General features: G+C 33.8%; 2 protein-coding genes. Both read left to right on the top strand.

Going from position 1 to position 15,789, the window contains the following annotated elements; genetic code table 11:
• The first annotated feature begins 11 nt into the window (after nt 1–11).
• Complete coding sequence (locus MQE36_RS14640) at nt 12–7,862, top strand: non-ribosomal peptide synthetase/type I polyketide synthase (protein ID WP_242936717.1); 7,851 nt, start codon at nt 12–14, stop codon at nt 7,860–7,862.
• Complete coding sequence (locus tag MQE36_RS14635) at nt 7,852–15,789, top strand: non-ribosomal peptide synthetase/type I polyketide synthase (protein WP_242936716.1); 7,938 nt, start codon at nt 7,852–7,854, stop codon at nt 15,787–15,789. Before MQE36_RS14640 ends, MQE36_RS14635 begins: the two co-directional genes overlap by 11 nt.

Raw genomic sequence — 15,789 nt, 5'->3', positions numbered from 1 at the left:
GTTGATTTGTGATGGACGTTGTTAAATTTATTAAGACTTTAAACGATAAGGGAATTTTTTTATTTCTTAAAGGAGATAAATTAAAAGCTAGAATAGAAAAAAAGGATTCTATTTCAGAAGAATTGATCAAGGAGATTAAAGCAAATGAAGAGATGATTATTTCGTATTTGAAAAATAAATTTTATCCTATCTCCTATGCACAGGAACGTTTGTGGTTTATGGATCAATATAATCACAACTCCAGTTATAATATGGCTGGAGCAATAAGACTTTCAGGAGAACTTAATAAAGAAGTATTAGAAAAGGTTTTATTTACTATAGTAAACAGGCATGAGATACTTCGCACGAACTTTGTTACTATAAACGACGAACCAAAGCAAGTTATTCACGAAGTCCCTACTTGCCATGTTGAAATAATAAATCTAAGTCATTTATCAAAAGAGGAATCAAATAAACAAATATTAGATTTATTAAAAGAAGAGTCTCAAAAGACGTTTGATTTAGCAAATGATAGTTTAATCCGTTTTAAAATTTATTCTGTAGACAAGGACGAGTCTGTTTTATTTATCAATAAACATCATATAATATCAGATGGTTGGTCATTATCTATATTGATAAATGAGATTACACAGCTTTATGAAGCTTTTATTAGTGGTCGTCCATCACCATTAAAAGAGTTACCTATTCAATATGGTGATTATTCCATATGGCAAAGAGAGTATTTAGAAGGAGAACTGTTACAAAAGCAGTCTAAATACTGGAAAGGCAAATTGGAAGGTGTTTCAATACTAGAGCTACCTACGGATAAACCCCGTCCCAAGGAACAAACCTTTAATGGTGATAGGTTACCTATCCATTTAAATAAAGATGTCACAGATAAATTAAATCGGTTAAGTCGGGAGAATGACGCAACCTTGTTTATGACATTATTGTCTATATTTAAAATATTACTTCATAAATACACTGGTGAATCTGATATTTGCGTGGGCAGCCCCATAGCTAACAGAACCAGAGAAGAGGTAGAGGGGTTAATAGGTTTATTTGTTAACACCTTGGCCTTAAGGAGTGATGTAAATACAGAATTGTCTTTTAATGAATTCTTAGGCAGGGTAAAACAAACAACTTTAGAAGCCTATGAAAATCAGGATCTACCATTTGAGAAAGTAGTTGATATGTTAGAGCCTGAGCGCAACCTTTCATATTCTCCATTATTTCAGGTAATGATGGTTTTACAAAACAATCCTGAGGGAGAACTTAAATTTTCAGGATTGAACGTCGAGTCTGTAGGAATTGAATCTACAATATCCAAGTTTGAGATCACCTTAGATTTTACCGAAACGGAAAAAGGTCTTTATGGCGGTATTGAATATAACACAGATTTGTTTGATTCAGATACAATAGAAAGGATGGCCAATCATTTTAAGGTATTGGTGGAACAGTTAATAGAAAATTCACAGAGACAGATAAAAGATATAGAGTTGTTGACTTCTTCAGAAAGGCAACAGTTACTTTTTGATTGGAATGACACCCAAGTAGATTATCCTAAGGAAAAATGTATTCATCAATTATTTGAGGAGCAGTCAGAAAAGACTCCAGATAATGTGGCCGTGGTATTTGAAGGTGATTCTTTGACTTACCGAGAGTTAAATGAAAGGTCAAATCAGCTAGCGTATTATTTACAGAGTAAAGGCGTAAAGGCGGAAAGTTTAGTAGGTATTTGTGTAGAGCGTTCATTGGAAATGATAGTAGGATTGTTAGGAATACTAAAGGCAGGAGGCGCTTATGTACCTATTGACCCGACCTATCCAGAGGAGAGAATCTCTTACATGTTTAAAGACACGAATTGTGCTATAGTTTTAACACAAGAACAAATAGAGTTGCCAAAAACAAATTCAGAGATTATTTATCTTGATTCTGAATGGGAAAAGATAGCCAAAGCTCCTAGAACAAATATTGAAACAGGAGTTAAGGGAAATAACCTGGCATATGTTATATATACCTCGGGTTCAACAGGCAATCCCAAAGGAGTTATGGTGGAGCATGAGAGTGTCCAGAATTTGATTCAATGGCATACTAGTAAATTTAAAGTCTCTGAAAAATCAAACTCAACACAGTTGGCAAATATAGCTTTTGATGCGAGTATTTGGGAAATTTGGCCATATTTAACATGTGGAGCATCTCTTTACATTGTAAAGAAGGAATCTCTTTTGGACACAAAAAAAGTATTAAATTTTTTAGATGCAAATGACGTTAGTCATTGTTTTATGCCTACAGCTATAGCTGAAACGATATTAAGTCAAAGTTGGATAGAAAATACAAGTCTTACTTATTTGTTGATAGGAGGAGATAGATTTAAAACGAAGGGTTTAAATATAGATAAGTTTAGTTTTAAATTGATAAATAATTATGGACCTACCGAGAACACAGTAGTTTCGACCTCATATGAAATAAATGATTCTAAATTATCTTCTTTAATCGGTACGCCTATTTCTAATGTTCGAGTCTACATTCTTGATAAAACCCAAAAGTCTGTTCCGATCGGAGTTGTTGGAGAGTTATGTATTTCGGGAAATGGATTAGCTCGAGGCTATTTGAATCAGCCTGATTTGACGCGTAAAAAATTCATAAAGGATCCATTTAGTAAAGATCCAAATTCAAGACTTTATAAGACGGGAGATTTGGCTAGATATTTACCAGATGGGAATATTGAGTTTATCGGTAGACTAGATGACCAAGTAAAAATCAGAGGTTTTAGGATAGAGTTGGGAGAGATTGAATCAGTGTTAAACCAACAAGATCAAGTAAGTTTGGGTGTGGTATTGGCCAAGGAAGATGCCACAGGAAATAAGCAATTGGTGGGGTATGTGGTTCCTTCCCAAGATGTGGATGCTAGTCAAGGTTTGAAGATCGAGAAACTAAGAGAAGCACTATCAAAGACTTTACCTGATTATATGGTTCCTTCGTTGTTTGTAAGCTTAGAGGCTATGCCTTTAACCTCAAATGGTAAGATTGATAAGAGAGCTTTACCGGATCCTAGAGTTAAAGCTGAAGAAGATTATATAGCACCATCAAATGATCTTGAGGATCGTATTGTAGAGCTATGGTCAGATGTATTAGGGGTAAATAAAAGTGTAATTAGTATAAATAAGAGTTTTTTTGAATTAGGAGGGAACTCATTATTAAGTGTTAAGCTTCAACAAAAGCTAAATCAATTAGATGAATTTGAGAATATTCAAGTTTCTGATTTATTTAAACACCATACTATTAAAAGGCTAGTTGAGAGTGTCAATCCGGAAAGATTAACAGAATATAAGCTTCAAAGGAATATTCAAACAGATAGTCATGAGGTAGCTATAATAGGGATGTCAGGAGCTTTCAGTGGAGTGGATAATGTTACTGAGTTTTGGGATTTGATTAAAAATCAGGATGAAGGCGTTCGTTCTTATAGTCGGGAAGAATGTGAGAAGTTAGGATCGGATCTTTTATTGTTTGAAGACCCTGACTATATACCAGTGTCAGGACATGTTAAAGATATAGATCAATTTGATCCCTTGTTTTGGGATATTTCACCTAATGAGGCAAAATTGATAGATCCTCAAATACGTAAATTTATAGAGCATTGTTGGTTTGTGTTGGAGTCATCGGGATATATTGACTTACGAAAAGAAGCTAATATAGGTGTATTTGCAGGAAGTGGTAATAGTAGCTATTTGTATAATAATATATTGAATGGGGAAATGGCCTCTCACATTAATTTATGGGAAGCTTCAAATGCCAACAGCAAGGATGCCTTGGCTACTAAAACATCATATATGTTGGGTTTATCCGGTCCATCAAATTCAATAAACACTGCATGTTCTACTGGATTGGTATCGGTAGTAGAAGCGTGTAAAAGTTTACAGTTAGGGACATGTGAGATGGCTTTAGCAGGAGGGGTTTCGTTGGCTCACCCCAATCAAATCGGATATACCTATCAAGAGGGAATGATTTCGTCAAAGGATGGTCATTGTAGGACATTTGACGAAACAGCATCAGGTACTATTGGAGGTTCAGGAGTAGGAGTCGTGTTGCTAAAGCGTTTAGAAGATGCAATTAAAGATGAAGATAACATAATAGGTGTTATTAAGGGTTATGCAAGTAATAATGATGGTGATCGCAAAACGGACTATACGGCTCCATCGATAACGGGTCAAGCAGAATGTATTATAAATGCTCAAAGAATGGCAGGAGTATCTTCGGATCAAATTGGATATGTAGAGTGTCATGGGACAGCCACTAATTTGGGAGATCCAATAGAGGTGCAAGCGTTAAAGGAGGCATTTGAATTTAATAGTTTAAAAGAGAGAGGTAGTAAGCCAGGGCATAAAACAGTATTAGGTGCGGTTAAGGCAAATATAGGTCATGCTGATGCAGCAGCAGGAACAGCAGGACTTATAAAGGCTTGTTTGATGTTACAGAATGATATTATCCCTGGTCAGCCGAATTTTAATGTACCCAATCCTAAATTAAACCTAGATCAAACAAATTTCGAGATAGTAAAACAGAATAGGTCTTGGGGATCAAGTCTTTATGATCAACGAATTATCGGTGTAAGTTCGTTTGGTATAGGTGGGACCAATGCCCATGTTGTTATAGGGGATTATCTTCCAGGTATCAAAAGTGAATCGGAAAGTAAAACAACTAATCTACCTTCAAAGAAGGGGGATAATGAATTTGTAAATTATGTTGTTCCAATTTCAGCCAAAAGCAAGGAGTCTCTAGAGTTTTATAAACAAGAATTGATAAAGTTATTAGGAGAGGCACATGAAGATTTAAGAATTGAAGATTTAGCATTTACTTTACAAGAAAAGCGAGAGCATTATAATTATAGAAGTGCTTATTGTGGAAAAGATATCAAAGAGTTACTTAACAATTTACAGCAATACGGCTCAACTAAACGGATAAATACAGAGCAAAAAAATAAAATAGTATTTATGTTTCCTGGACAAGGATCACAATATCCTTGTATGGGAAAGGAACTGTATGATAACGATCCATATTTTAAAGCGAGCATAGATAAGTTAATAGCTCTAGCAAATGAACATTTAGAGGTAGACCTTTATGATGTCATGTATCCTGAATTGGGGAATGAACAATATGATATAAATGAAACTAGATGGGCACAGATATCAATATTTATTATAGAGTATGCATTTGCTGAGTATATTGAAAAACTAGGTATTCGGGCAGATGGTTATATAGGACATAGTCTGGGTGAGTATGTTGCAGCGACCTTATCAGGTGTATTTAGCTTAGAAGACGCAATAAAGGTTGTAATAGCTAGAGGCGAGTTAATGCAGTCTATGGAATTAGGAAGCATGTTGGCTGTAAATACTCAGGAAGAATCTATTCGTACCATTGTAGAGACTCATGAGTGTGAAATTGCAGCGATTAATTCAATAGAAGATATAGTAGTCACGGGTAGTGACACTAATATTAACACGCTTAAATTATTTTTAGATGAACACTCTATTTCATCGGTTGTGTTAAACACCTCTCATGCCTATCATTCAAGAATGATGGAGGAAGCATCAATTAAATTTGAAAGGGTATTTGATACTATTGAATTAAATACACCCACAAAGTATTTTGCTACTAACCTAAATGGAGAGATAGCCAAAGAAGAAGTTAGTAAAGTAAGTTATTGGAGTGATCAACTTCGAAATGCTGTTCAATTTTCGAAAGGTATTCATAGTCTATCGGAGTATTTTAATAATAAAGTTAATTTCATAGAGGTTGGTTTAGGGAAAGGGCTTAGTTCTTTTGTAGACAAATACAAAAGGAATAATTCAAAGAAAACAATTCATACGGTACATTTACTACCGTCAAAAAAGGAAAATACTCAAACCATTAAAAAGCTTAATAACAAGGAGGATATATTAGCAAAGTTTTGGACCTTAGGGATTGTAGAGAAACCCAACGATTTAAAACTATTTAAACATGCAAACAAGCTTACAAGTTTGCCTACTTATCAGTTTAATAATAAGACATGCTGGTTGGAAATGGGGAGTCCTCAGGTTGTTAAGAAGTACAATTCGATTGAAGAAATATATTATGAACGTTCATGGGAAAGAATAAAGATACCATCAACAATTGGAGGAGTAGAAGATTTAAGGCATAAGAATATATTAATACTGGTAAACGAAAAGGATAGAAACAAGAGTAATGTTTTAGATTTAATTAATAATTTAAAAAAATATTGTGATCACATAGACTATGTGGTTGATCAGCAAAGCAATAAAATAATATCAGACCTTAGGTTTGATATGGGTGATGCATCTCATATAGATAAAGTATTGAATGAAAAAACACGTAATAAGCCATTAGATCTTGTTATCTACATTTCATCAACCGTAGATATTGATAACCCTTGTTTAGATATATTAGCCATTAGAAATACATTTGATTGGGCATTAAAAACTCATAATAGGATTCCTAAATTTATTTCAGTTACATATGACAACTATGAAGTAATAGGTAATGAAGTTTTAGAGGAAAAGCCTTCAATTGTCTCAGGAGTAACAAAATCTATACCGTTTGAGTATTTTTCAATGGATACCACAGCATATCATGTTGATTTATCATCAATAGGTTTGGTCTATAATGAAGCTTTAATCTCAACCATATTGGGAAATAAAGAAAAAGAGATCATAGCTGTAAGAGGTAAATATAAGTGGATTCCAAAGTACCAGCAAGTAGCTTTTTCCAAAGAGAATTTTTTAGATAAAAAAAGTAGCCGATCCAATAATCCAGTATTTATGATCACTGGGGGCCTTGGCGGAGTAGGCTATGCTTATGCAAATTACTTAACACAAAAAGAGGAAAAATGTACGATTATTCTTTTAGGTCGAACAAAGAAATCAAACTTAAAAGAGGAGTATAAAACTCGATTGAATAATCTGATAGAGACTGGGCATAAAATTATATATGAATCAATAGACATTGGTTTGATAGATGCCGTAGGTAGTATAGAAAAAATATTGGAGAACAATGGTATAAATACTATTGAGATGGTTCTTCACTCAGCGGGAGTTGCTGCTAAAAGTGCAATAAATGATAAAACAAATAAAGATATAGTTCAAGTGGTTCGGCCAAAAGTACTTGGGGTAGAGCATTTACTTAACCTGGCTGAATCAATTAAAATAAATTATTTGGTTAGCTGTTCATCTTTGTCAAGTGTCATGCCTTCATTAGGTCAGATGGAATACACAGCAGCAAACATGTATTTAGATGAACTAAGTTATAGGAGTCATACCAATATAAACTGTATACTAGCAGTTAACTTGAATCAGATATCAGATACAGGAATGGCAGTGGATTTTATTAAGGAGAATAGTTCTTCGACAGAGAAATCTTCTAACTCAATAAAGAGCCACCAATTTCCAGCTGTTTTAGATGTCTTGTTACAAGCCAAAACCATACATAACATTCTACTTTCCAGACAAGATTTAAATGAACTACTTTCTGAAAACACGAACCTTTTAACAGAAATCAACAGGAAAGCAGAGAATGTAAGTAATGTAAAAATAAAAGAAGAGGAGTATTCTGAAACGGAATATAGAGTAGCTCAAATATGGCATCAAGTATTAGGAGTTGAAGAAATAGGGTTACATGATAACTTTTTTGAATTGGGAGGTCATTCATTACATGTAATGCAAGTAATCTCAAAAATAAGAACCGAATTTAATAATGAACTCCCTTTAAAATTATTGTATGAATTATCAACAATAAGTGAGGTTTCTGACTATATTGGTGTTATTGTGAAAAATAAAAATGTTGATTTGTTTATTCAAGTAAATAAGGGAAAGTTATATGAAATTTAGTGATATTGAATTAGTTAAATACTTGTCGGATCTTCAAATTCAAAAAATAGAGGTTTATACCTCAGATGGTAAGCTACATATTTTTGATGAGGAAAAACTAATTACAGATGAAATTTTGCTTAATTTAAAAGAGAATAAAGCTCAAATAATAAGAATTCTCCAACAAAATGTTGTAGGGAGTAGTAAAATTAATATTGCTCATAGAGGTGGTTATATTCCATTATCTTATGCACAGGAACGTTTGTGGTTTATGGATCAATATAATCACAATTCCAGTTATAATATGCCTGGTGCAATAAGGTTTCTGGGAGAACTTAATAAAGAAGTATTAGAAAAAGTTTTATTTACTATAGTAAACAGGCATGAGATACTTCGCACGAACTTTGTTACTATAAACGACGAACCAAAGCAAGTTATTCACGAAGTCCCTACTTGCCATGTTGAAATAATAAATCTAAGTCATTTATCAAAAGAGGAATCAAATAAACAAATATTAGATTTATTAAAAGAAGAGTCTCAAAAGACGTTTGATTTAGCAAATGATAGTTTAATCCGTTTTAAAATTTATTCTGTAGACAAGGACGAGTCTGTTTTATTTATCAATAAACATCATATAATATCAGATGCTTGGTCCGCCTCTATACTGATAAATGAGATTACACAGCTTTATGAAGCTTTTATTAGTGGTCGTCCATCACCATTAAAAGAGTTACCTATTCAATATGGTGATTATTCCATATGGCAAAGAGAGTATTTAGAAGGAGAACTGTTACAAAAGCAGTCTAAATACTGGAAAGGCAAATTGGAAGGTGTTTCAATACTAGAGCTACCTACGGATAAACCCCGTCCCAAGGAACAAACCTTTAATGGTGATAGGTTACCTATCCATTTAAATAAAGATGTCACAGATAAATTAAATCGGTTAAGTCGGGAGAATGACGCAACCTTGTTTATGACATTATTGTCTATATTTAAAATATTACTTCATAAATACACTGGTGAATCTGATATTTGCGTGGGCAGCCCCATAGCTAACAGAACCAGAGAAGAGGTAGAGGGGTTAATAGGTTTATTTGTTAACACCTTGGCCTTAAGGAGTGATGTAAATACAGAATTGTCTTTTAATGAATTCTTAGGCAGGGTAAAACAAACAACTTTAGAAGCCTATGAAAATCAGGATCTACCATTTGAGAAAGTAGTTGATATGTTAGAGCCTGAGCGCAACCTTTCATATTCTCCATTATTTCAGGTAATGATGGTTTTACAAAACAATCCTGAGGGAGAACTTAAATTTTCAGGATTGAACGTCGAGTCTGTAGGAATTGAATCTACAATATCCAAGTTTGAGATCACCTTAGATTTTACCGAAACGGAAAAAGGTCTTTATGGCGGTATTGAATATAACACAGATTTGTTTGATTCAGATACAATAGAAAGGATGGCCAATCATTTTAAGGTATTGGTGGAACAGTTAATAGAAAATTCACAGAGACAGATAAAAGATATAGAGTTGTTGACTTCTTCAGAAAGGCAACAGTTACTTTTTGATTGGAATGACACCCAAGTAGATTATCCTAAGGAAAAATGTATTCATCAATTATTTGAGGAGCAGTCAGAAAAGACTCCAGATAATGTGGCCGTGGTATTTGAAGGTGATTCTTTGACTTACCGAGAGTTAAATGAAAGGTCAAATCAGCTAGCGTATTATTTACAGAGTAAAGGCGTAAAGGCGGAAAGTTTAGTAGGTATTTGTGTAGAGCGTTCATTGGAAATGATAGTAGGATTGTTAGGAATACTAAAGGCAGGAGGCGCTTATGTACCTATTGACCCGACCTATCCAGAGGAGAGAATCTCTTACATGTTTAAAGACACGAATTGTGCTATAGTTTTAACACAAGAACAAATAGAGTTGCCAAAAACAAATTCAGAGATTATTTATCTTGATTCTGAATGGGAAAAGATAGCCAAAGCTCCTAGAACAAATATTGAAACAGGAGTTAAGGGAGATAACCTGGCATATGTTATATATACCTCGGGTTCAACAGGCAATCCCAAAGGAGTTATGGTAGAGCATAGGAATACATTTTCATTACTAAAATGGGCTCAGAAATTGTACTCCAAACAGGAATTGGCAGGCACATTAGCCTCGACTTCTATAGCTTTTGATTTATCAATTTTTGAACTTTATTTACCATTAAGTATAGGTTGTAGCATAATTCTTGAGAAGAATATATTATCCGTAACAGAATCAATTAATAAACAAAAAATAACTTTTATAAATACTGTTCCTTCAGGAATTAAATATCTTCTTGATCAAAAAGAGATACCTTCGACAGTAAAAACAATAAATTTAGCAGGTGAATATTTGAGTAAGAAGATAGTTAATGAGTTATACGAGCAGGGAGGAAATATTAAAGTTTATGATTTATATGGGCCATCAGAAGATACAACCTATACAACATATTCATTAAGAACACTTGATGGATGTGAAACTATAGGCCAGCCAATAGAGAACACAAAGGTCTACATTCTTGATAAAACCCAAAAGCCTGTTCCGATCGGAGTTGTTGGAGAGTTATGTATTTCGGGAAATGGATTAGCTCGAGGCTATTTGAATCAGCCTGATTTGACGCGTAAAAAATTCATAAAGGATCCATTTAGTAAAGATCCAAATTCAAGACTTTATAAGACGGGAGATTTGGCTAGATATTTACCAGATGGGAATATTGAGTTTATCGGTAGACTAGATGACCAAGTAAAAATCAGAGGTTTTAGGATAGAGTTGGGAGAGATTGAATCAGTGTTAAACCAACAAGATCAAGTAAGTTCGGGTGTGGTATTGGCCAAGGAAGATGCCACAGGAAATAAGCAATTGGTGGGGTATGTGGTTCCTTCCCAAGATGTGGATGCTAGTCAAGGTTTGAAGATCGAGAAACTAAGAGAAGCACTATCAAAGACTTTACCTGATTATATGGTTCCTTCGTTGTTTGTAAGCTTAGAGGCCATGCCTTTAACCTCAAATGGTAAGATTGATAAGAGAGCTTTACCGGATCCTAGAGTTAAAGCTGAAGAAGATTATATAGCACCATCAAATGATCTTGAGGATCGTATTGTAGAGCTATGGTCAGATGTATTAGGGGTAAATAAAAGTGTAATTAGTATAAATAAGAGTTTTTTTGAATTAGGAGGGAACTCATTATTAAGTGTTAAGCTTCAACAAAAGCTAAATCAATTAGATGAATTTGAGAATATTCAAGTTTCTGATTTATTTAAACACCATACTATTAAAAGGCTAGTTGAGAGTGTCAATCCGGAAAGATTAACAGAATATAAGCTTCAAAGGAATATTCAAACAGATAGTCATGAGGTAGCTATAATAGGGATGTCAGGAGCTTTCAGTGGAGTGGATAATGTTACTGAGTTTTGGGATTTGATTAAAAATCAGGATGAAGGCGTTCGTTCTTATAGTCGGGAAGAATGTGAGAAGTTAGGATCGGATCTTTTATTGTTTGAAGACCCTGACTATATACCAGTGTCAGGACATGTTAAAGATATAGATCAATTTGATCCCTTGTTTTGGGATATTTCACCTAATGAGGCAAAATTGATAGATCCTCAAATACGTAAATTTATAGAGCATTGTTGGTTTGTGTTGGAGTCATCGGGATATATTGACTTACGAAAAGAAGCTAATATAGGTGTATTTGCAGGAAGTGGTAATAGTAGCTATTTGTATAATAATATATTGAATGGGGAAATGGCCTCTCACATTAATTTATGGGAAGCTTCAAATGCCAACAGCAAGGATGCCTTGGCTACTAAAACATCATATATGTTGGGTTTATCCGGTCCATCAAATTCAATAAACACTGCATGTTCTACTGGATTGGTATCGGTAGTAGAAGCGTGTAATTATTTACGGTTAGGGACATGTGAGATGGCTTTAGCAGGAGGGGTTTCGTTGGCTCACCCCAATCAAATCGGATATACCTATCAAGAGGGAATGATTTCGTCAAAGGATGGTCATTGTAGGACATTTGACGAAACAGCATCAGGTACTATTGGAGGTTCAGGAGTAGGAGTCGTGTTGCTAAAGCGTTTAGAAGATGCAATTAAAGATGAAGATAACATAATAGGTGTTATTAAGGGTTATGCAAGTAATAATGATGGTGATCGCAAAACGGACTATACGGCTCCATCGATAACGGGTCAAGCAGAATGTATTATAAATGCTCAAAGAATGGCAGGAGTATCTTCGGATCAAATTGGATATGTAGAGTGTCATGGGACAGCCACTAATTTGGGAGATCCAATAGAGGTGCAAGCGTTAAAGGAGGCATTTGAATTTAATAGTTTAAAAGAGAGAGGTAGTAAGCCAGGGCATAAAACAGTATTAGGTGCGGTTAAGGCAAATATAGGTCATGCTGATGCAGCAGCAGGAACAGCAGGACTTATAAAGGCTTGTTTGATGTTACAGAATGATATTATCCCTGGTCAGCCGAATTTTAATGTACCCAATCCTAAATTAAACCTAGATCAAACAAATTTCGAGATAGTAAAACAGAATAGGTCTTGGGGATCAAGTCTTTATGATCAACGAATTATCGGTGTAAGTTCGTTTGGTATAGGTGGGACCAATGCCCATGTTGTTATAGGGGATTATCTTCCAGGTATCAAAAGTGAATCGGAAAGTAAAACAACTAATCTACCTTCAAAGAAGGGGGATAATGAATTTGTAAATTATGTTGTTCCAATTTCAGCCAAAAGCAAGGAGTCTCTAGAGTTTTATAAACAAGAATTGATAAAGTTATTAGGAGAGGCACATGAAGATTTAAGAATTGAAGATTTAGCATTTACTTTACAAGAAAAGCGAGAGCATTATAATTATAGAAGTGCTTATTGTGGAAAAGATATCAAAGAGTTACTTAACAATTTACAGCAATACGGCTCAACTAAACGGATAAATACAGAGCAAAAAAATAAAATAGTATTTATGTTTCCTGGACAAGGATCACAATATCCTTGTATGGGAAAGGAACTGTATGATAACGATCCATATTTTAAAGCGAGCATAGATAAGTTAATAGCTCTAGCAAATGAACATTTAGAGGTAGACCTTTATGATGTCATGTATCCTGAATTGGGGAATGAACAATATGATATAAATGAAACTAGATGGGCACAGATATCAATATTTATTATAGAGTATGCATTTGCTGAGTATATTGAAAAACTAGGTATTCGGGCAGATGGTTATATAGGACATAGTCTGGGTGAGTATGTTGCAGCGACCTTATCAGGTGTATTTAGCTTAGAAGACGCAATAAAGGTTGTAATAGCTAGAGGCGAGTTAATGCAGTCTATGGAATTAGGAAGCATGTTGGCTGTAAATACTCAGGAAGAATCTATTCGTACCATTGTAGAGACTCATGAGTGTGAAATTGCAGCGATTAATTCAATAGAAGATATAGTAGTCACGGGTAGTGACACTAATATTAACACGCTTAAATTATTTTTAGATGAACACTCTATTTCATCGGTTGTGTTAAACACCTCTCATGCCTATCATTCAAGAATGATGGAGGAAGCATCAATTAAATTTGAAAGGGTATTTGATACTATTGAATTAAATACACCCACAAAGTATTTTGCTACTAACCTAAATGGAGAGATAGCCAAAGAAGAAGTTAGTAAAGTAAGTTATTGGAGTGATCAACTTCGAAATGCTGTTCAATTTTCGAAAGGTATTCATAGTCTATCGGAGTATTTTAATAATAAAGTTAATTTCATAGAGGTTGGTTTAGGGAAAGGGCTTAGTTCTTTTGTAGACAAATACAAAAGGAATAATTCAAAGAAAACAATTCATACGGTACATTTACTACCGTCAAAAAAGGAAAATACTCAAACCATTAAAAAGCTTAATAACAAGGAGGATATATTAGCAAAGTTTTGGACCTTAGGGATTGTAGAGAAACCCAACGATTTAAAACTATTTAAACATGCAAACAAGCTTACAAGTTTGCCTACTTATCAGTTTAATAATAAGACATGCTGGTTGGAAATGGGGAGTCCTCAGGTTGTTAAGAAGTACAATTCGATTGAAGAAATATATTATAAACGCTCATGGGAAAGAGTTGATATACCATCAACAATTGGAGGAGTAGAAGATTTAAGGCATAAGAATATATTAATACTGGTAAACGAAAAGGATAGAAACAAGAGTAATGTTTTAGATTTAATTAATAATTTAAAAAAATATTGTGATCACATAGACTATGTGGTTGATCAGCAAAGCAATAAAATAATATCAGACCTTAGGTTTGATATGGGTGATGCATCTCATATAGATAAAGTATTGAATGAAAAAACACGTAATAAGCCATTAGATCTTGTTATCTACATTTCATCAACCGTAGATATTGATAACCCTTGTTTAGATATATTAGCCATTAGAAATACATTTGATTGGGCATTAAAAACTCATAATAGGATTCCTAAATTTATTTCAGTTACATATGACAACTATGAAGTAATAGGTAATGAAGTTTTAGAGGAAAAGCCTTCAATTGTCTCAGGAGTAACAAAATCTATACCGTTTGAGTATTTTTCAATGGATACCACAGCATATCATGTTGATTTATCATCAATAGGTTTGGTCTATAATGAAGCTTTAATCTCAACCATATTGGGAAATAAAGAAAAAGAGATCATAGCTGTAAGAGGTAAATATAAGTGGATTCCAAAGTACCAGCAAGTAGCTTTTTCCAAAGAGAATTTTTTAGATAAAAAAAGTAGCCGATCCAATAATCCAGTATTTATGATCACTGAGGGCCTTGGCGGAGTAGGCTATGCTTATGCAAATTACTTAACACAAAAAGAGGAAAAATGTACGATTATTCTTTTAGGTCGAACAAAGAAATCAAACTTAAAAGAGGAGTATAAAACTCGATTGAATAATCTGATAGAGACTGGGCATAAAATTATATATGAATCAATAGACATTGGTTTGATAGATGCCGTAGGTAGTATAGAAAAAATATTGGAGAACAATGGTATAAATACTATTGAGATGGTTCTTCACTCAGCGGGAGTTGCTGCTAAAAGTGCAATAAATGATAAAACAAATAAAGATATAGTTCAAGTGGTTCGGCCAAAAGTACTTGGGGTAGAGCATTTACTTAACCTGGCTGAATCAATTAAAATAAATTATTTGGTTAGCTGTTCATCTTTGTCAAGTGTCATGCCTTCATTAGGTCAGATGGAATACACAGCAGCAAACATGTATTTAGATGAACTAAGTTATAGGAGTCATACCAATATAAACTGTATACTAGCAGTTAACTTGAATCAGATATCAGATACAGGAATGGCAGTGGATTTTATTAAGGAGAATAGTTCTTCGACAGAGAAATCTTCTAACTCAATAAAGAGCCACCAATTTCCAGCTGTTTTAGATGTCTTGTTACAAGCCAAAACCATACATAACATTCTACTTTCCAGACAAGATTTAAATGAACTACTTTCTGAAAACACGAACCTTTTAACAGAAATCAACAGGAAAGCAGAGAATGTAAGTAATGTAAAAATAAAAGAAGAGGAGTATTCTGAAACGGAATATAGAGTAGCTCAAATATGGCATCAAGTATTAGGAGTTGAAGAAATAGGGTTACATGATAACTTTTTTGAATTGGGAGGTCATTCATTACATGTAATGCAAGTAATCTCAATTATCAGGCTTCAATTTAATATTGAATTAGAAATAAAAACTTTGTTTAAGGTAAATACTTTAAAGAGTCTTGCTCAAATTATAAATTCCGCCAAAGTAAGTAAGGAAATTATACAAATTGAAAAAAATGAAGAAGAGAATTTTATACAAAATGTTGTTGGGGATTTGCAAGATGAAATGTTAAATGAAATTGATATTTAA

Origin of the sequence: Zhouia spongiae (assembly GCF_022760175.1) — a bacterium.
In the GTDB taxonomy this organism is placed as follows: Bacteria; Bacteroidota; Bacteroidia; order Flavobacteriales; family Flavobacteriaceae; genus Zhouia; species Zhouia spongiae.
The sequence above is the reverse complement of the archived record's forward strand: the minus strand, read 5'-3'. Positions and strand labels throughout refer to the sequence as shown.

Excerpts from the sequence above, each read along its gene's own strand:
- MQE36_RS14640 (WP_242936717.1), top strand. The coding sequence starts at position 12 with ATGGACGTTGTTAAATTTATTAAGACTTTAAACGATAAGGGAATTTTT.
- MQE36_RS14635 (WP_242936716.1), top strand. The coding sequence starts at position 7,852 with ATGAAATTTAGTGATATTGAATTAGTTAAATACTTGTCGGATCTTCAA.